This window comes from Amycolatopsis lurida (assembly GCF_900105055.1).
Lineage (GTDB): Bacteria > Actinomycetota > Actinomycetes > Mycobacteriales > Pseudonocardiaceae > Amycolatopsis > Amycolatopsis lurida.
In genome coordinates this window covers 2,602,483-2,621,674 of record NZ_FNTA01000004.1, presented here as the reverse complement: position 1 = coordinate 2,621,674, position 19,192 = coordinate 2,602,483, and the positions used below count along the sequence as shown (strand labels likewise).

The window sequence follows — 19,192 nt, the reverse complement described above, 5'->3', positions numbered from 1 at the left end:
CCCTTCACCGCGCGAGATGCGGTGAAAGCGTCCTTCAGCCCCTCGCGAGCTCTCGCCGCCGCCTGGCCAGCCGCTTCCCGACGATCCCGTGCCGCGGTCCGAACAGGTACACCAGCGTGAACCCGGCACCCTGGACCAGCACGATCATCCCGCCGGACGCGGTGTCGAGGTGATAGCTCAGGTACAGCCCGGTCACCGCCGCGAGCACCGAGAACGACGGCGCGATCACCAGCATGCGGCCGAACCGGTCGGTCAGCAGGTACGCCGTCGCGCCGGGGATGATCAGCATCGCCACCACGAGGATCACACCGACCACCTGCAGCGCCACCACCGCGGTCAGCGCGAGCAGCCCGAGCAGCGCGGCGCCGAGCACCCGCGGGTTCAGCCCGATGGCGTGCGCGTGCGTGGGATCGAAGGCGTACAAGGTGAAATCGCGGCGTTTGAGCACCAGCAGGGTGAGCGTGATCGCGCCGAGGACGCCGATCTGGATCAGGTCCGAGGTGTCGACGCCGAGCAGGTTGCCGAAGATGATGTGGTTCAGGTCGGTCTGGCTCGGTGTCACCGAGATCAGCACGAGCCCCAGCGCGAACAGCGTGGTGAACACGATGCCGATCGCGGCGTCCTCCTTGACGCGGCTGGTGTCGCGGACGACGCCGATCAGCGCCACGGCGAGGAAACCGAAGACGACGGCGCCCAGCGCGAAGGGCGCGCCGAGAACGTAGGCGAGCACGACGCCGGGCAGCACGGCGTGTGAGACCGCGTCGCCCATGAGCGACCAGCCGATCAGCACCAGCCAGCAGGAGAGCACCGCGCAGACCGCCGACGCGATGACCGTGGACGCCAGCGCCCGCACCATGAAGTCGTAGCTCAGCGGTTCGAGGAACAGGTCGTACAGACTCACGCGAGTTCTTCTTCCCGTTGCAGGACGTCGAGTCCGAAGGCCAGCGCGAGATTTTCGGGCCGGAGCACCTCGCCGGGGGAGCCGTGCGCGAGCACCTTGCGCATCAGCAGGATCGCCTCGTCGGCAAGGCCGGGCAGCGCGTGCAGGTCGTGCGTGGAGATCAGGACCGCGGCGCCGTCGGCCGCGAGTTCCTTGAGCAGCCGGGTGATCGTGGCTTCCGACCGCTTGTCCACACCGGCGAACGGCTCATCCAGCAGGAGGACGCGGGCGTCTTGGGCGATACCGCGCGCGACGAACGCGCGTTTGCGCTGTCCGCCGGACAACCGGCCGATCTGGCGTCCGGCGAGTTCGGTCAGCTCCACCCGCTCCAGCGCGTGGTCGACGGCTTCGTGGTCGGCGCGGCGCGGACGCCTGGTGAAGCCGAGACGCCCGTAGCGGCCGGTCATCACGACATCCCGCACCGACAACGGGAACGACCAGTCGACGTCCTCGCTCTGCGGCACGTACCCGATCACGCCGGTCTTGCGGGCGCGGGCGGGGGTGCCACCGTCGATCGACACCGTGCCGGTGTCCGGCCGGACCATGCCCATGATGGTCTTGAACAGCGTCGACTTGCCGGAGCCGTTCATCCCGACCAGTCCGCAGACGTGCCCGTGTTCGAGCGTGACGTCGACACCGTCGAGCGCGAGGACGTCGCCGTAGTGGACGGTGACGTCCTCGACGCGGATCGCGGCCGTCACGGCTTCGCTCCGGTGAGGGCCGCGACGATCGTCTTCGAGTCGTGGCGGATGAGGTCGAGGTAGGTCGGCACCGGGCCTTCGGGACCGGACAGGGAATCTACGTACAGGACGCCACCGAACGCGGCACCGGTCGCGGAGACGACCTGCTGCATCGGGGCGTCGGAGACGGTCGACTCGCAGAACACCGCGGGGACCTTGTTCTGCTTGACGAATTCGATGGCGCGGGTGATCTGCTGCGGCGTGGCCTGCTGTTCGGCGTTGACCGCCCAGATGTACCGCTCGGTGAGGCCGGTGTCGCGCGCTAGATAGGAGAAGGCGCCTTCGCAGGTGACCAGCGCTCGCTCGTTCTGCGGCAGCCCGCTCAGCGCAGCCGTCATCTCGTCCCGCACCTCCTTCAGTTTCGCCTTGTAGGCGTCGCCATTGGACTTGAACACGGCGGCGTCGCCGGAGGAGAGCTCGCTGAACGCCTTCACCATGTTGTCCACGTAGATACCCACATTCGTCGGAGACATCCACGCGTGCGGGTTCGGCTTTCCCTGATAGGCGTCTTCGCCGATGGCGATGGGCTGGACACCCTCGCTGACCACCTTGTGCGGGGCGTCGCTCTCCTTGACGAACCGGGCGAACCACGCCTCCAGGTTCAGTCCGTTGTCGAGGATCAGGTCGGCCTTCGCGGCCTTCTTGATGTCGTCCGGGGTGGGCTCGTAGCCGTGGATTTCGGCGCCGGGTTTGGTGATCGACTCGACCCGGAGCTTGTCGCCCGCGACGTTCGAGGCGATGTCCGCCAGGACCGTGAACGTGGTCAGCACGACCGGCCGCTTGTCGTCGGTCCCGCCGGCGGGACCGCTGCAAGCGGACAGGACGAGTGCGGACGCCGCCAGCGCGCACACGGTCTTGCGCAGATTCGCCATTCCGCGAGTTTAGAGTTCGGTGCGCCGAACTTCCAACTCTCGTGTGCCTTAAATCTCCGTCGCCGTCCGGTCCCGTTCCCGCACGGTCTCCAGTAGCAGCTGGGAGACATCACGCACGGTGACGTTCTCACCACGCTTCTCGCTCTGTCGCTGGACGAGGCCGTCGTTCAGCATCACGCGGCAGAACGGGCACCCGGTGACGATGGTTTCGGCGTCCGTGCCGAGGGCTTCGTCGACGCGCTCGAGGTTGATGCGCTTGCCGATCTGCTCTTCCATCCACATTCGCGCGCCGCCGGCACCGCAGCAGAGCGAGCGGTCGGCGTGCCGGGGCATCTCGCTGAGCGTGGCGCCCGTCGCGCCGACGAGTTCGCGCGGCGGCTCGTAGACCTTGTTGTGGCGGCCGAGGTAACACGGGTCGTGGTAGGTCACCGGGCCGGCGTCGACCGGTTTGACCGGCGTCAGCCTGCCCGCGCGGACGAGCCGGTTCAGCAGTTGCGTGTGGTGCAGGACCTCGTAATGCCCGTCCAGTTGCGGGTATTCGCGGCCGAGGGTGTTGAGACAGTGCGGGCAGGTGGTGACGATCTTGCGGGTGCCCGGTTCGCGGCCCTCGAACACCGCGTTCAGCGTCTCGACGGTCTGCTGCGCGAGCATCTGGAAGAGGAACTCGTTGCCGGAGCGGCGCGCCGGGTCGCCGGTGCAGGACTCGTCGGTGCCGAGGATCGTGTACTTCACCCCGGCGAGATGCAGCAGTTCGGCGGTGGCGCGGACGGTCTTGCGGGCGTTGTCGTCGAAAGCGCCCGCGCAGCCGACCCAGTAGACGTACTCGACGTCGCCGGCGAGTTCGCCGTCGAAGATCGGCACTTCGAAGCCGAGGTCCTTCGTCCACGCGAGTCGATCGGAGTTGTTCTGGCCCCAGGGATTCCCCTTGGTTTCGAGGTTCTTGAACAGCACGCCGAGTTCGCTCGGGAAGGCCGACTCGATCATCACCTGGTAGCGGCGCATGTCCACGACGTGGTCGACGTGCTCGATGTCGACCGGGCATTGTTCGACGCAGGCACCGCACGTGGTGCACGACCAGAGGACGTCCGGATCGATGACGCCGAAGTCCTCCTTGGTGCCGACCAGGGGACGTTCTTCGGGCGCTTCCTTGTCGTCCAGGATGTACGGCGCCTTCTCGAAGAGGTGGTCGCGCAGATCCATGATCAACAGCTTGGGGGACAAGGGTTTCCCGGTGTTCCAGGCCGGGCACTGCGACTGGCAGCGGCCGCATTCGGTGCAGGTGGCGAAGTCGAGCATGCCCTTCCAGGTGAAGTCCTCGATCTTGCCGCGGCCGAACGTGTCGTCCTCGCCCGGATCCTCGAAGTCGATCGGCTTGCCGCCCGATTCCATCGGCAGCAACGGGCCGAGCGCGTCCGGAAGCCGCTTCGCCGTGACGTTGACCGGCGCCAGGAAGATGTGGAGGTGCTTGGAGTAGAGCACGATCGACAGGAACGCCAGCATCACGCCGATGTGCAGCAGCAGCCCGACCGTCTCCAGCGGTTCGGTGATCGACGGGCCCAGCGGCTCCAGGAGTTCGCCCACGCCAAGGGAAACCCACGCGCCCGACTCGTACGGGAAGACGCCGACCGCGGCCGAGGCGCCCCGGAAGAGGAACATCGTCCAGATCACGTTGAAGATCATGAACAGGATCAGCCAGGCACCGCCGGTGTGCGACCCGAAGAACCGTGATGCCCGGTCTTTCCGTTCGGGTGCCTGCCGGATCCGGATGACCGCGAAGACCGCCAGCGAGACGAGCACCGCGACCGCGATGAAGTCCTGAAGGAAGCCCAGTACCGCCCAGTGCCCGATGAGCGGGATGTGGAAGTCGTGGTCGAACAGGGCGCCGTACGCCTCGACGTAGACGGACCCGAGGATCACGAAACCCCAGAACGTGAAGAGATGCGCGAGCCCGGGGACGGACCACTTGAGCAGTTTGCGCTGCCCGAAGACCTCGGCCAGATGCGTTTTCGCGCGGACGGCCATGACGTCGGAGCGCTTTTCGTCCGGCTGACCGGAGCGGATCAGCTTGTAGAGCCAGACGGCGCGGCGGGCGGCGAAAGCGAGACCGGCGACGGTGATGAGCAGACCGAGGATGAGACGAACGAGCACGAGTCCTCCGGGGGAGAATCGGCTCAGTGAGAGCCGGTGTAGTACCGGCACGCCTTGCAGGCGTACCGCATTTTGGCCACTCGCCACCGTTTTCGGTAGGCCTCGAGATGTCCCGGCCGTGGCGGATGCACGCCGAGCCTGCGGTGACGGCGGATCCGCCGTCCCGTTTCGAAGAGTTCGGTCGCCAGCCCGAGATAGGCGCGTCTGAGCGCGATACCCGGCTCCGCCGCGAGAGTGTCCCGGCAGAATCGGTGCAGCAGGGCGAGATCCGGGAGGCCGGGGGACGTCACGCCTGGCAGGTGTTCGACGACGCCGAGGCCGGGATGCCCTGGCGGAACGGAGAATCTCGCGGGAAGTCCACAATGGACACAGGTGAGCGTGCAGCTCAGACATCGGGTGACGTGGCGGATTCGCCGTTCGCGCCGATCTTCGTCGATCGTTTCGCGAACGTGCCACCCCATGGAGCCTCCCAAGACCGTGGTGTGTCCTGTGTCACTCTCAATACTGGAGAGTAGGGCTCGCCCCGGTGGTGCGACAGGTCCAACCGGATGGCTTGAGAGCCGCCGGTCGGCGTAACCCTCCGCTCGCAATCAGTCACCTGGTTGCGGGAGGGATCGGGCGCAAGTAGGTGACTAATCGCGGGGAGCACCGTGACCCACTCGTAGCCGAAAACGACCCGCTCCCCGTCACGCGCTGGTTATAGTCCTGACCCGGGGTAATGGGGGAGGGAACGACGGCGATGAGCGGGTTCGTCACCGCGGCTCTGGGGTTCCCGGCCGTGCTCTTCAGCTTCCTGCTGATCGTGGTGATCGGCTATTGGCTGCTGGCCCTGCTCGGCGCTGTCGACGTCGATGACTTCGACGGCGGCGACGGGCTCCTGGCGGGCTTCGGCGGGGTCCCCTTGTCCCTTTCGCTCTCTTCACTGATCGCATTCACCTGGTTCGCCAGCCTGGCAGGGACGGTTCTACTCGATGACCTGGAGCTTTCGACACCATCGAGGATCGGGCTCGGGATCGGCGTGCTCGTCGTCGCGCTCCTACTCGGCACACTCGGGACGAGGGTGATCGTGGTGCCGCTTCGTCGCGTCTTCGGTCCCGCCAAGGAACCGAGCAGAAGAGATTTCGTCGGCAGGGCCGCGGTCATCCGCACCTCGTCGGTCACCCATGACTTCGGCCAGGCCGAAGTCGCCGCCGCCGACGGGTCCACGGCCATTGTGGACGTTCGTCAGGCAGGCGAAGGCAACCTCACGGCGGGCAGCCGCGTAGTTCTCTATGACTACGACCCCGAACGCGAGTTCTTCTGGGTCGAGTCCTTGGACATCTGAAGCAGAAAAGGAACACTATGGGTGCCATCAGCGTGGGGGCCGGCGTACTGATCGCCGTGATAGTTGTCATCCTCCTGGTCTTGCTCTTCACGATCACCAGGTTGTTCAAAAAGGTGCCGCAGGGTAAGGCGCTGATCATCTCGAAGGTCCGCCGTGTCGACGTGACGTTCACCGGCGCGATCGTCCTGCCCGTGCTGCACAAGGCCGAGATCATGGACACCTCGGTCAAGGCCATGGAGATCACCCGGACTGGCCGCGAGGGCCTGATCTGCCGGGACAACATCCGCGCCGACATCCGGATCTCGTTCTTCGTGCGGGTCAACAAGACCGTCGAGGACGTCATCAAGGTCGCGCAGGCCATCGGCACCGAACGCGCCAGCGACGAGGCGACCCTGCAGGAGCTGTTCAACGCCAAGTTCTCCGAGGCGTTGAAAACCGTCGGCAAGCAACTCGACTTCGTGGACCTCTACACCAAACGCCACGAATTCCGCGACCAGATCATCCGCGTCATCGGCACCGACCTCAACGGGTACAGCCTGGAGGACGCGGCCATCGACTACCTCGAGCAGACGCCGATGGCGCAGCTCGACTCCGCGAACATCCTCGACGCGCAGGGTATCCGCAAGATCACCGAGCTGACCGCGATCGAGCACGTGCGCACCAACGAGTTCCGCCGCAGCGAGGAAAAAGAGATCACCCGCCAGAACGTGGACGCCCGCGAGGCGATCCTGGAACTGGAGCGGCGGCAGGCCGACGCGGAGATCAAGCAGAACCGCGAGGTCGAGACCATGCGGGCGCGTGAAGAGGCCGAGATCGCGAAGGTGCAGGCGGAGGAGCGGCTCAAGTCGCAGGCCGCGCAGCTGCGCACGGACGAGCAGCTCGGCATCCAGCACCAGAACCAGCAGCGTGAGATCGAGGTCGCGGGCAAGAACCGCGAACGCGTCATCGCCATCGAGAGCGAGCGCATCGAGAAGGACCGGCTGCTCGAGGTCATCGGCCGTGAGCGCGAGACCGAGCTGTCCCGGATCGCCAAGGACAAGGAAGTCGAGACCGAGAAGCGGTCCATCGCCGAGGTGATCCGCGAGCGGATCGCGGTCGAGAAGACCGTGGCCGAGCAGGAAGAGAACATCAAGAAGCTCCGCGTCGTCGAAGAGGCGGAGCGCCAGCGTTCGGCGATCATCATCCGGGCCGAGGCGGAGGCGCAGGAAAACCTCGTCAAGGACATCAAGGCCGCGGAAGCCGCCGAGGCCGCGTCGAAGCACAAGGCCCGCGAGGAGCTGACGCTGGCCGAGGCACGCCAGCAGGCCGCCGAGCTGGACACCCGGGCCAAGATCCGTCTGGCCGAAGGCATCCAGGCCGAGGAGGCCGCCATCGGGCTGGCCGCGGCGCAGGTCAAGGAACGCGACGCCGACGCGCTGGAGAAGGTCGGCCGGGCCGAGGCGATCGTCGAACGCGAGAAGGCGATCGTGCTCGCCGACGGGATGCGCGACAAGCTCAAGGGCGAGGCCGAAGGTCTCACCGAGAAGGCCGCCGCGATGGCCGCGCTCGACACCGCCAGCCGTCAGCACGAGGAGTACCGCCTGCGCCTGGAGGCCGAGAAGGAGATCCGGCTCGCCGCGCTCACCGTGCAGCGCGAGGTCGCCGAGGCGCAGGCCACGGTGCTGGGCATCGGGCTGGAGAAGGCCGACATCGACATCGTCGGCGGCGAGACGATGTTCTTCGAGAAGGTGATCGGCTCGATCGGGCTCGGCAAGAGCGTGGACGGCTTCGTCGAGCACTCGGACGTCGTCCAGACGCTCGGGAAGTCGTGGCTCGACGGTTCGGGCAGCTTCACCGACGACCTGACGAAACTGGTCGGCTCGGTGAGCACGGAGGACGTGAAGAACCTGACGCTGTCGGCCTTCCTGGCCAAGCAGTTGCAGGCGGGCGGCCCGGACAGCGACAAGCTGCGTGAGCTGCTGTCGATGGCGCAGCGGCTCGGCCTCGCCGAGACCTCTGTCGCCACCCTCGCCCCCGCGAAGCAGTGACGACGACCGAACCGGCGGCGGGAACGGAGCAGCTGGACGCGGGCACCTACGAGGTGCTCCGCGCCCGGCTCGCCGCACAGGCCGCCGAACTGGCGAAACGCGCGGACGAGCTCAACAAGGCGCGGCTCGGGGTCTTCGGCAGCGCGCAGCTCGCGCTGATCGGCACGGAGCGGATCCGCACCGCGAACAACTGCGTGCCGCGGGACGTCGTGTCGGTCGGCGGGCGGATGCTGTTCGGCTACAACGTCTTCATCGGGCTCAAACCGGAGACGACGGTCGACGACGTCTTCTCGCTGCACGGCTTCAGTCACGACATGGAAGACACTGTAGCGTTCCGCTTCGACGACGTGCCTGCCGAAGAGCTGCCGGAGCTGCTGCGCGACGAGCAGTTCGTCCGCGACTTCGCCGAGCTGTACCGGTACTACCGGCAGGCGAAGCTGCTGCAGCTGCGGCGGGTCGAGGGCAAACTGCTCGCGGTGTTCCAGATCGGTCCGCGGACCGAGGACATCCGGGTACTGCGCTGGGGCATCGCCGCCGACGGCTCTGTGTCCTATGTGGACAGCCGAGGCGAACGGGACCACGTGTTCCCGCCGTCGCACGACTTCGAATGGATCGAGACGAGCCGCGAGCAGCATGTTCTCGGGCGGCATCCGCATATCTCGATCGAGGACGAGGTGTTCGTCGAGACCGTCGGCGGCAACCTGACGATCAAGGTCGAGAACAACACCGAAACCGGTGAGGGCGTTTACGCCGAGGCGGTCGACGAGCCGCTGCAGAGCCTCGCCGACGCCGAGGTCTCCTACGCCAGGATCGGCCCGCTGATCCTGCTGCGGGTGTTGCCGTACAAGGAGACCGTGCACCGGTACCTGGTCTTCAACACCCGCACCCGGGACGTGGTGCGCCTCGACGGGATCGGGCAGGCGTGCCAGCGGCTGCCCGAGGACCACGGGATCATCTTCCCCGGGGGTTACTACCTCGACACGGGTGTCAGCAGGACGTTCGACACCACCGTGGACGGCCTCGAGTTCGAGCGCGTGATCCGCTCGCCCAACGGGGAGGACGTGCTCTACGTCTTCCACGCGCGGGCCGACGGTCGTTCGCTTCTCCTGCCGTACAACGTGATCCGCAAAGAGGTCTCGAACCCGATCCCGTGCCACGGGTACTCGCTGTTCGACGACGGCACGATGGTGCTGTTCCGCGCGCTGTCCGACGAGCCGAGCCGCGTGCACCCGATGCAGGTGTGGCGGACGCCGTTCCAGTCCGACACCTACGCCGCGTCGCAGCCCGCCGGGACCGGACCGCTGGAGCGGGTCGGCAACGCCGATCTGGTCCGCGGGATCTCCGACTGTCTCTCGATCGGCCGGATGGTCGGCGAGATGGCGCCGTCGGCGGCGGTGTTCGAAGCTCTGATCGCCGCGTGCGCACGGGTCTTCGACCACTACCACTGGCTCGGCGAGGCCGAACTCGGTGACCTGCGGTCGCCGCTGTCGGACGTGCGGGTCACCGCGGAACAGGTGCTCGACGAGTTCGAGACGGTCACCGCGCTCACCTCGCAGGCGGCCGACGCCGTCGAGGAGGCCGCCGCGGAAACCGCCTCGCTCGTGCGGAAGGTGCGGGGCGAGGCGCTGAACGCGGCCGACGCGTGGGTGCGCAGGCTCGCCGAAATGCACCGCGCGCGAGGACATCTCGTCACCGTGCGGGAACTGCGCTATGTCGACACCGACCGCGTCGACAAGCTGATCGCCGACCTCGACGGGAATTTCAGCGAAGCCGCTCAGCGTGCCGTCCGGTTCTTGCAGGGCGAGGACGCGTTCACGAGCTACCACGCCGAGGTCGACGGGCTGATCGAGGCCGCGGGCGCGATCTCCACGGTCGCCGAGGCCGTCCCGGTCGCCGAACAGCTGGACGAGCAATCCGGCGGACTTGAGGTCCTCACCGACGTGGTCGGCGGCCTGGACATCGCGGACGCCGTGGTGCGGACGAAGATCCTCGAGCGCGTCGGCGAGGTCATCGGCGCGGTCAACCGGGCGCGGGCCACCCTCGAAGCGCGTCGCAAGGAGCTGCTGGAGACCGAGGGCAGGGCGGAGTTCGCCGCCGAGTTCGCGCTGCTCGCGCAGGCGATCACGGGTGGGCTCGCGGTCGCGGACACTCCCGACCGGTGCGACGAACAACTCGGCAGATTGCTGTTGCAGCTGGAGAACCTCGAATCGCGGTTCGGCGAGTTCGACGACTTCCTCGCGTCGCTCGGTGAGAAGCGCACCGACGTCTACGAGGCGTTTTCCTCGCGCAAACAGGCGCTGCTCGACGAGCGGGCGCGTCGCGCGGACCGGCTGGTCGACTCGGCCGAGCGGATCCTCTCGAGCGTCACCAGGCGGGTCGGCACACTCGGCTCGGTCGACGAGATCAACACCTACTTCGCTTCCGATCCGATGGTCGCGAAGCTGCGCAGCGTGGTCACCGAACTCCGGGACCTCGGCGACCAGGTGCGCGCCGAGGAACTGGAAGGCCGGGTCAAGGCCGCCCGCCAGGAGGCAGGCCGCGCACTGCGTGACCGGCTCGACCTCTACGGCGAGAACGGCGAGACGATCCGCCTCGGCCGCAACACCTTCGCGGTCAACACGCAGGACATCGACCTCACCCTGGTGCCGCACGACGGCGGGATGAAGTTCGCGATCACCGGGACCGACTACCGCTCGCCCGTACGGGATTCCTCCTTCGAGGCGACGCGGCCGTACTGGGATCAGCTGCTGGTCTCGGAATCGCCCGAGGTCTACCGCGCCGAATATTTGGCGACGTCGATTCTGGCCGAACAGCCGGAGCTGCCGGAAGCCGATCTGCTGGACGTCGTCCGGCGGGTGGCGGGGGACCGCTACGACGAGGGTTACGCGCGGGGTGTGCACGACCACGACGCCGCGGCGATCCTGGCCGTGCTGTTGCGCCTGCGGTCCGCCGCGGGGCTGCTGCGGTATCCGCCCGCCGCTCGTGCCGCCGCCCAGCTGTTCTGGGCTTTCGGTGCCGAAGAAGCGGCGAAGTCCGCCTGGACGACGCGCGCCGCGTCGCTCGCGCGGGTACGGGAGGCGTTCGGGCACACCACGGCGATCGACGCGCTGGCGCGGGAACTCACCGAGGCGATGTCGGCCTTCGCCACGTCGTCCGGCTTGACGCTGGACCTCGAACTCGCCGGCGAGTACCTGTTCGAGGAACTGGCCGACGCGTCGCCGGGTTTCGTCACCAGCGCCGGCGCGCGGACCCTGCTCGACAAGTTCCGGCTCGACCGCCGGAGCTTCGCCGAAGACCTGCGCGCCCTCGAAGACCTCGCGGACCGTCACCAGCTCGCCGAGGCCTGGCTTCAGTCCTTTGTGGACTCGTCCGGTCTCTCTCGGGATGAACTCGCGGAGGCCGTCGCGATCGAACTGGCCGACCTGCCCCGTTACGATTCCTCGGCGGAGCTTTCGGCCACTGTGGACGGTCTGCTCGGCTCGCATCCGCGGATCGTGAACCGTTCCCTGACGCTGCGACTGGACGAGACGCTGGCCAGAACACTCCGGTTCCGTCGTGACCGGGTGCCGGGTTTCCGGGCGTACCAACGGCTGCGTAACGATCTCGTGGCGGCCGAGCGGGACAGGTTGCGGCTGAGCGAGTACAAGCCGAAGGTGATGAGCGCCTTCGTGCGCAACAGGTTGCTCGACGAGGTCTATCTGCCGTTGATCGGCGACAACCTCGCCAAGCAACTCGGCGCGACCGGCGATGCGCGGCGCACCGACCAATCCGGTCTGCTGCTGCTCATCTCCCCGCCCGGCTACGGCAAGACGACGCTCATGGAGTACGTCGCGAGCCGGCTCGGACTGGTGTTCGTCAAGGTGAACGGGCCGGCGCTCGGGCACGAGGTCACGTCGGTGGATCCGGCGGACGCGCCCAACGCGACGGCGCGGCAAGAGGTCGAAAAGATTTCGTTCGCGCTGGAGCAGGGCAACAATGTGCTGTTGTACCTGGACGACATCCAGCACACCTCGCCGGAACTGCTGCAGAAGTTCATCTCGCTGTGCGACGCGCAACGGCGGATGGAAGGCGTCTGGGAAGGCCGGACGCGGACCTATGACCTGCGGGGCAAGCGGTTCGCGGTCTGCATGGCGGGCAACCCCTATACCGAGCAGGGCAAGCGTTTCCGGATCCCGGACATGCTCGCCAACCGCGCGGACGTGTGGAACCTCGGCGATGTGCTGTCGGGCAAGGAAGACCTCTTCGCGTTGAGCTACATCGAGAACTCGCTCACCGCGAACACCGTCCTGGCCCCGTTGGTCTCGCGTGAACGGTCCGATGTGGACGTTCTCGTGCGGCTGGCCCGCGGTGACGGTTCGGTGCGGGCGGATCAGCTGAAGCACTCGTACTCGGCGACCGAACTGGAACAGATCCTCGCCGTCCTGCGGAAACTGATCAAGGTGCAGCGGATCGTCCTGACGAACAACCAGGCGTACATCGCTTCGGCCGCACAAGCGGACTCGTCCCGGGTCGAACCGCCGTTCCAGCTACAGGGCTCGTACCGGAACATGAACAAGCTCGCCGGCCGGATCGTGCCCGCGATGAACGACGCCGAACTGGAAGCGCTGATCGACGACCACTACGCCGGCGAAGCACAGACACTCACCTCGGGCGCCGAAGCGAACCTGCTGAAACTGGCCGAACTCCGCGGACGGCTGAGTTCCTCGGAGGCGAAGCGATGGGCGGACGTGAAGGCGGCGTACCTGCGCGCGCAAGCGCTGGGCGGGGACGACGAGGACCCGATGAGCCGTGCGGTCGGCGCGATGGGCCTGCTGGCCGACCGGGTCGGCGCGGTCGAGGCGGCTATCGAGCGCGCTTCGGAGCGGATGGTCGTGCGGGACGTGGTGTAGTTCGGGTTTGAACGCTCGGGCGGCCCATTGCCGGGAAACGGCGATGGGCCGCCTTTTTGGTGTCACGAGTGGCCGGTTTGTTGCGGCAAAATGGCAACGTCCCGCCATGCCCGCGAAGTCCAGGCTTTGCCGACTGCGGTGCACTTGCCGATAGGCGGGGTATTTGCCGGAAATCGGCCGTGGCGGGCGGCCTTTGTCGGAAACTGCTAAGCCCGGCCATGGCGGGCGGCCTTTGTCGGAAACTGCTAAGCCCGGCCATGGCGGGCGGCCTTTGTCGGGAACGGCTAAGCCCGGCCGTGGCGGGCGGCCTTTGTCGCCGAAAATCGGTAATGCTTTGCGGTGTCCGTGGGGGCGGTTTTGTCGGTGGTGGGTCGTATGTTCGTGGGGTGGACACTCATTCCGCGCCTGTGGCGCTTCTGGAAAATCTCACCGACCCGGCCGTGCTAGCCCCGGTGAACGATGTGGTGGATTCCTTGGACGACAAGGATTCCGTCGCTGTCGCGCAGGCGGCGTCGGCGGGGATCGCGCGGCTGGAAGCGATCCGGTTCCGGGCTGTGGCGCAGCTGAACCGGCACCGTTCCGGCGCCCGGAGCGTCACCCAGGAGGTGGCGTTCGCGCTGTCTGTGGTGGACAATCACGCGGGCGCGGTGGTCGCCGCGGCCGACGCGTTGACCACCCGCCTGCCCCGCACCCTCGGGTTGATGGACCAAGGGAAACTCGGCGGGTTCGGTGCGATGAAGGTCGCCGCGGCCACCGCGTGGCTGTCGGATACCGACGCGCGCGCTGTTGACGCGGTCCTGGAGGACCGGATCGCGGACAAGAATCCCGGCCAGGTCCGCAAGGCCGCCAATCACGCGGCGAACACCATCGATCCGGACGGTGCGGGCAGGCGGGCCGAGGGGCATCGGAACGGTCGGCGTCTCAGTCTGCGTCACGGTGAGATTGGGGTGGCGTCGATCGAGGTCGAAGACGCCCCGGTGGAGAAGGCGGCCGCCGCCTACCGGCGCATCGACCGCGAAGCGCGAGCCCTGAAGACCGAGGGTGAGACCCGCACGCTGGACCAGTTGCGTGCGGATGTCGCTCTCGATCTCCTGCTGGGCGGCCAAGGTGGTGCGGGTGAGCGTAGTGAGGTGTTTCTGTACATGGATCTGTTCACCTATCTCGGTCTGAACGATGATCCGGCGGAGCTGGCCGGGCACGGGTCTGTTCCCGCGGGACTGGCGCGCCAGATCGCGTCCGGCTCGGACACGGTGTTGCGGCGGATCATCACCGACCCCCTCTCCGGGCAAGTACTCGATCTCGGCCGGGACCGCTATCGGCCGACAGCGGGGCTGGCCGAGTTCGTGCGGGTGCGAGACCGGGAATGCCGAAGACCCGGCTGCCACCGCCCCGCCCAGGCCTGCGACCTCGACCACTCGCTGCCGTGGCAGCACGGCGGCCACACCGCCGACACCGAACTGATCGATCTCTGCCGCCGCGACCACCGCTTGAAAGACGAACCCGGCTGGACCTACCGGCTCGCATCGGACGGCACCCTCACCATCATCACCCCCACCGGCCAGGCCTACGACAGCACGCCTCCGCCGCTCCACCAACCCCGGCCACCAGCCGACCAACCGCCACCGTTCTGAACACTCTCGCCAGAAAACGGGTCCTGGCTTCGAAGCGGGAAGTCGGCAGCTCGTTCCGGCGCCAATCGGAAGCGATCGCGTTGCCGGAAAACGGCCACGGCCCTAGCCATTGCGCGACGGAGAGTTCTCCAGGTGCCAGGTCGTCGCCACGCACACTGCGCATAGCCGAATACCGGCGACGGCCTCCTCAGACACCTGCTGGTTCTCCGGGGACCGGGTGGCAATCGGGCCTGTTGCCGAAACACGGCAATGACCCCGGCTCGCGCCGCGGGGCGGTTCTCCATGTGCCGGGTTTGCCGCCGTGCACCCGCCTTCTGGCCGGAAAGCGGCGGCGGTCTGTTCGGGCACCTGGTGCTTGGGTGTCCTTGGCCACCCGTCAGTTTCGCCGAGTACCGATGACGGCCGTTCGGAATCCTCGCGTCGTCGCCGGAAATCGGCAATAACCCCGGCTCGTGCGGCGGGGCGTTCTCCATGTGCTGGGAGTGCCGCCGTGCACCCGCCTTCTGGCCGGTAAATGGCGACGGTCCGGTCGGGAACCTGGTGCTCGAACGTCCCCGGACACCCCATCAGCCTCGCCGAAAATCGGCAACGACCCCGGTCCGTGCGGCGGGAGCTGTCCATGTGCCGGATTGCCCCCGTACACCCGCCTTCTGGCCGGAAAATGGCGACGGTCCGTTCGGGCTCCTGGGCTTGAGTGTCCTTGGCCACCCGTCAGTTTCGCCGAATACCGGCGGCCGTTCGGAATCCTCGCGTCGTCGCCGAAAATCGGCAACAATCCCCGGCTCGTGCGGTGGGGAGTTCTCCGTGTGTCGGGAGTGCCGCCGTGCACCCGCCTTCTGGCCGGTAAATGGCGGCGGCTCGTTCGGGCTCCTGGGCTTGAGTGTCCTTGGCCACCCGTCAGTTTCGCCGAATACCGGCGGCCGTTCGGAATCCTCGCGTCGTCGCCGAAAATCGGCAATAACCCCGGCTCGTGCGGTGGGGAGTTCTCCGTGTGCTGGGAGTGCCGTCGCACACCCGCCTCCTGGCCGGAAAGCGGCGGCCCGTTCGGGCTCCTGGGCTTGAGTGTCCTTGGCCACCCGTCAGTTTCGCCGAGTACCGGCGGCGGCCGTTCGGAATCCTCGCATCCTCGCCGACAACCCCCGGCTCGTGCGGCGGGGAGTCCTCCATATGCCGGGAGTGCCGCCGCACACCCGCCTCCCGACCGAAAACCGGCGACGGCCAGGTCGGGCACCTGGTGCTGGAATGCCCCCGGACACCCATCAGCTTCGCCGAAAGAGCCACCCACCCAACAGCGGGTTCTCCAGCCGCCAATCCACCACCCAAGACCGACAAAGCCCGGCAAAGCGACCGTCGCCAGAAATCGGCTACCAACCCAGGCACCCGAGACTCCTCACCCCCTAGGACGACCCAAAGCAGCCAACTGCCCAGCCGTTAGCCGTTCCACCAACGGAACCGCCCGATACTCCCCAGCGTGAGAATCCACCCACACCGGCCCGGCGATGTGCGGATGCTCTTCCGCCACCCTTAAGGCGGCCGAAACCCGATCGGACGACCAGTCCAGCGCGGACGCGAGTGCCGGAAGTGACAGCCCTCGGCCGGCGTGGAGGAGTGCGGTGAGCACGGTGAGCGCGTCACCGGCGAAGACCGCGACGCGGTCGTCGTGCATGACTTCGTTGATGCGCGCGTGGAATCGGGAGAGGTCGTCCAAGCGGGCGCCGGCGGGGGTCCCGACGCCGAGGACTTCGGCGCCCTGGCGGGAGATCTTGACCCATTCCTGGTTCGCGCGAACGCTTTCGGCCCAGACCCGCTGTGGCATCTCCTCGTCGATGACGTACTGCTCCCGGCGGCCGTCCCGTTCCCGCTTGAGCATCGCCTGCGCTTCGAGGTAGGCGACGGCGTTCGAGATCGAGGCCGGGCTGACCTGGAGCCGCCGGGTGAGTTCGGAGGCGGTGAGCACTCCGTCGTCGCTCACGGCCAGGCAGGCGAGGACCCGCGCGGTCATGCGGGGCAATCCGGTCGCCACGATCATCTCGGCGAAGTCGGTTTCGAAGGCGCGTACGGCTTCCGGGTCCCGGCCGTAGCCGTTCTCGACGACGGGGACGGTGCGCGGTTGCGGTTTGCGGCGCCGGGCGCGTTCGCCGGTCACGCGGTTCGCTTCTTCGGCGCGGTAGCCGGACCGGCCGCTGTTGCGCGCGACCTCGCGGCTGATCGTCGACGTCGGCCGCCCGAGCCGCCGGGCGATCTCGGCGTAACCGAGACCGTCCTTGAGCCAGGTCGCGATCAGCCTGCGGTCCTCCTGGGTCAGCCTGCCGCCCGGCATGGGCACCTCCTGTGCGTTCACGCGCAGATCATTGCAACGAGGCGTTGCATTCATCGACACGACCGTTGCAACGATTTCCCGAAATCTACCAGCGACAACGGCAAAAAAGCCAGCTCGTAGCTTTGAGGCAAACATAAATGCAACGTAGCCTTCGAGTATCGGTAAAAACTGGGAGGAACAGAAATGACCACATCGGTGCCTCATCTCACCGAACTGCCCCTCGAACGACCGAAGGGCTGCCCGTTCGACCCGCCCGCCGAGCTCGGCACGCTGCGCGACGAGCACCCGCTCGTCCGGCTGACGTTCCCCGACGGCCACGAAGGCTGGCTCGCGACGGGGCACGCGATCGTCCGGGCCGTCCTCGCGGATCCGCGGTTCAGTGCCCGGCAGGAGCTGATGCACTCGCCGCTGCCGGGCGCGGCCGCGATGATGGAGATGCCGCCGGCGGCCCCGGGGATGTTCATCAGGATGGACGGTGCGGAGCACGCGCGGTACCGCAAGCTGCTCACCGGCAAGTTCACCGTCCGCCGGATGCGGCTGCTCTCCGAACGGGTGGAGCAGGTGACCACCGAGTATCTCGACGCGATGGAACGGCAAGGAACGTCGGCCGACCTGGTGACGGCCTTCGCGCAGCCCATTCCGGCGCTGATGATCTGCGAGCTGCTCGGCGTCCCGTACGAAGACCACGAGTTCTTCCGCCGCAACGTCTTGCCGCTGAACCAGCCGGACGCCTCGGCCGAGGAGCAGGGAGCCGCCATCAACGCGCTGGGGGAGTACCTCTACAAACTCATCCTGGCGAAGCGGGCCGAGCCGACCGACGACATCCTCGGCGAACTGACGACCACGGAACTCACCGACGAGGAACTCACCAGTATCGCGTTCCTCTTGCTGGGAGCCGGTTTGGACACGACGGCCAACATGCTCGCGCTGGGCACTTTCGCCTTGCTGCGCCACCCGGACCAGCTCGCGGCGGTCCGCGAGGGTCCGGAGCGCGTCGAAGGCGCGATCGAGGAACTGCTGCGCTACCTGAGCATCGCGCACACCGGCGCGCGCACCGCGCTCGAAGACGTCGAGATCGGCGGGCAGCTCGTCAAAGCGGGGGAGGTGGTCGCGCTTTCGGCCCAGGCGGCCAACCGTGATCCGCTGAAGTTCCCGGAACCCGACCGGCTCGACGTCCGCCGGAACACCGCCGGACACGGCTCCTTCGGGCACGGCGTCCACCAGTGCCTCGGCCAGCAGCTCGCGCGGGTACAGATGAAGGTCGCCTTCACCGGGCTGCTCGCCAGGTTCCCGAAGCTGCGCCTCGCCGTTCCGGCCGACGAGATCCCGATGCGGACGGACTCCGACATCTACGGGGTGTACGCGCTCCCGGTGGCATGGGACTGATCGCGATGAAACTCGAAGTGGACCGGGAACGCTGTGTGGGCGCCGGAATGTGCGTGCTGACCGCGCCCGCGGTGTTCGAACAGGACGAAGAAGACGGCCGGGTCCGGTTGCTGGACCCGGAACCGGCCGACATCGGCGACGCCGTGCAGTCGTGCCCGGCGGCGGCGATCACGGCGAAGGAGTGAAAACCCCAGGCCAGGGGGTGCCGGGCGGGCACCCCCTGGCACGGGATCAGCCGACGTCCGCGAGGACCTTGCCCGCGTCGGCGCTCGGCACCGCGGTGCCGGCGTAGAGCTGCTGGACCCTGGCCTTCTCCTGCGCGTTCGGGTTCACGCTCTTGCAGCTGACACCGCCGGTCGAGCCGGACATCAGCGACGAGCACGGGCCGGGCTTCACGTCGGGCAGGCCGAGGCTGTGCCCGAGTTCGTGGGAAGCGATCCGCGGCGTGTAGTAACCCTGCTGGACGGCCTGCCTGCCCATCCACACGGTGACGGTGCCGCTCGGGCGGACCGGGCCGAGCGTGGCGCGCGGCCAGCCGTTGTCGGCGATGACCCGGATGTTGACCCGCTGCCCCGGTGTCGCCTTCACGATCCGGACGTTGGTGACGTTGGTGTTCCAGACGTTGACGCCGGCGGCCACCGCTTCTTTGAACTCCGCGGCCTGGCTGTCGTCGTAGGTCAGGGTGGTCGCCATGATCTCGGCGGCGCCGGCGGAGGGTGCCGAAAGCACCGAGACGGAGAGCGCGGCGCCGGTGAGCACCGCGGCGAAGGTACGTCGAAGCACGTTGAACTCCTCGCGTTAAGGCGTGCTGGAATTTCGGAGCACTGTCGACCCTGAACCCTTCGGGGCGCTCGGGGTACCCGCCGATAGTCGCCTGTCGTTAACCATGATCTTGACGCGACCGGAAGACTGTGC

Annotated in this window: 13 protein-coding genes; 6 read left to right on the top strand and 7 right to left on the bottom strand. The window is 67.5% G+C overall.

What is annotated here, in order from left to right:
- Positions 1-34: 34 nt before the first annotated feature.
- Genes BLW75_RS17110 through BLW75_RS17090 form a run of 5 tightly spaced genes read right to left on the bottom strand, consistent with a single transcriptional unit; the run spans position 35 to position 5,161 of the window.
- The gene (locus BLW75_RS17110; protein WP_034317856.1) at positions 35-901 is read right to left on the bottom strand and encodes a metal ABC transporter permease; all 867 of its coding nucleotides are present in this window, start codon (positions 899-901) and stop codon (positions 35-37) included.
- Entirely contained in the window at positions 898-1,641 is a 744-nt protein-coding gene (locus BLW75_RS17105) for a metal ABC transporter ATP-binding protein (RefSeq protein ID WP_034317859.1), read from the bottom strand. The genes BLW75_RS17110 and BLW75_RS17105 overlap by 4 nt, the downstream gene beginning before the upstream one ends.
- Entirely contained in the window at positions 1,638-2,552 is a 915-nt protein-coding gene (locus BLW75_RS17100) for a metal ABC transporter substrate-binding protein (RefSeq protein ID WP_034317862.1), read from the bottom strand. Before BLW75_RS17100 ends, BLW75_RS17105 begins: the two co-directional genes overlap by 4 nt.
- Before the next feature lie 48 nt (positions 2,553-2,600).
- Entirely contained in the window at positions 2,601-4,700 is a 2,100-nt protein-coding gene (locus tag BLW75_RS17095; RefSeq protein ID WP_034317865.1) for a heterodisulfide reductase-related iron-sulfur binding cluster, read from the bottom strand.
- A gap of 23 nt (positions 4,701-4,723) precedes the next feature.
- On the bottom strand, positions 4,724-5,161 hold the full coding sequence (locus BLW75_RS17090) for a hypothetical protein (RefSeq protein ID WP_034317868.1): 438 nt from the start codon (positions 5,159-5,161) through the stop codon (positions 4,724-4,726).
- A 278-nt stretch (positions 5,162-5,439) separates the two neighbouring features.
- Between BLW75_RS17090 and BLW75_RS17085 the strand changes: the two genes are divergently transcribed.
- The 4 genes from BLW75_RS17085 (at position 5,440) to BLW75_RS17070 (ending at position 14,571) form a co-directional block, all read left to right on the top strand.
- Positions 5,440-6,024: a hypothetical protein gene (locus BLW75_RS17085; protein ID WP_034317871.1), complete on the top strand. Its 585-nt coding sequence runs from the start codon at positions 5,440-5,442 to the stop codon at positions 6,022-6,024.
- A gap of 17 nt (positions 6,025-6,041) precedes the next feature.
- The gene (locus BLW75_RS17080) at positions 6,042-8,051 is read left to right on the top strand and encodes a flotillin family protein (protein ID WP_034317875.1); all 2,010 of its coding nucleotides are present in this window, start codon (positions 6,042-6,044) and stop codon (positions 8,049-8,051) included.
- Positions 8,048-12,940: a DNA repair ATPase gene (locus tag BLW75_RS17075; RefSeq protein ID WP_034317879.1), complete on the top strand. Its 4,893-nt coding sequence runs from the start codon at positions 8,048-8,050 to the stop codon at positions 12,938-12,940. The genes BLW75_RS17080 and BLW75_RS17075 overlap by 4 nt, the downstream gene beginning before the upstream one ends.
- A gap of 407 nt (positions 12,941-13,347) precedes the next feature.
- Positions 13,348-14,571 carry an HNH endonuclease signature motif containing protein gene (locus BLW75_RS17070; RefSeq protein WP_034317882.1) on the top strand — a complete coding sequence of 408 codons (1,224 nt, stop codon included), beginning with the start codon at positions 13,348-13,350 and terminating at the stop codon, positions 14,569-14,571.
- Between the two features lie 1,390 nt (positions 14,572-15,961).
- Here BLW75_RS17070 and BLW75_RS17065 read toward each other — a convergent pair.
- On the bottom strand, positions 15,962-16,891 hold the full coding sequence (locus BLW75_RS17065) for a MarR family transcriptional regulator (protein WP_034317885.1): 930 nt from the start codon (positions 16,889-16,891) through the stop codon (positions 15,962-15,964).
- A 183-nt stretch (positions 16,892-17,074) separates the two neighbouring features.
- Between BLW75_RS17065 and BLW75_RS17060 the strand changes: the two genes are divergently transcribed.
- Positions 17,075-18,277, top strand: coding sequence for a cytochrome P450 (locus BLW75_RS17060; RefSeq protein ID WP_034317889.1), 1,203 nt, complete (start codon positions 17,075-17,077; stop codon positions 18,275-18,277).
- On the top strand, positions 18,268-18,462 hold the full coding sequence (locus BLW75_RS17055; protein ID WP_395766751.1) for a ferredoxin: 195 nt from the start codon (positions 18,268-18,270) through the stop codon (positions 18,460-18,462). The genes BLW75_RS17060 and BLW75_RS17055 overlap by 10 nt, the downstream gene beginning before the upstream one ends.
- A 46-nt stretch (positions 18,463-18,508) precedes the next feature.
- Here the strand turns inward: BLW75_RS17055 and BLW75_RS17050 are convergent, their stop codons facing one another.
- The gene (locus BLW75_RS17050) at positions 18,509-19,060 is read right to left on the bottom strand and encodes a snapalysin family zinc-dependent metalloprotease (protein WP_034317892.1); all 552 of its coding nucleotides are present in this window, start codon (positions 19,058-19,060) and stop codon (positions 18,509-18,511) included.
- Positions 19,061-19,192 lie beyond the last annotated feature (132 nt).

Bases quoted from the DNA above. Each gene is read 5' to 3' on its own strand.
- BLW75_RS17100 (WP_034317862.1), bottom strand. From the start codon at position 2,552: ATGGCGAATCTGCGCAAGACCGTGTGCGCGCTGGCGGCGTCCGCACTC.
- BLW75_RS17090 (WP_034317868.1), bottom strand. From the start codon at position 5,161: ATGGGGTGGCACGTTCGCGAAACGATCGACGAAGATCGGCGCGAACGG.
- BLW75_RS17085 (WP_034317871.1), top strand. From the start codon at position 5,440: ATGAGCGGGTTCGTCACCGCGGCTCTGGGGTTCCCGGCCGTGCTCTTC.
- BLW75_RS17080 (WP_034317875.1), top strand. From the start codon at position 6,042: ATGGGTGCCATCAGCGTGGGGGCCGGCGTACTGATCGCCGTGATAGTT.
- BLW75_RS17065 (WP_034317885.1), bottom strand. From the start codon at position 16,891: ATGCCGGGCGGCAGGCTGACCCAGGAGGACCGCAGGCTGATCGCGACC.
- BLW75_RS17060 (WP_034317889.1), top strand. From the start codon at position 17,075: ATGACCACATCGGTGCCTCATCTCACCGAACTGCCCCTCGAACGACCG.
- BLW75_RS17055 (WP_395766751.1), top strand. From the start codon at position 18,268: ATGGGACTGATCGCGATGAAACTCGAAGTGGACCGGGAACGCTGTGTG.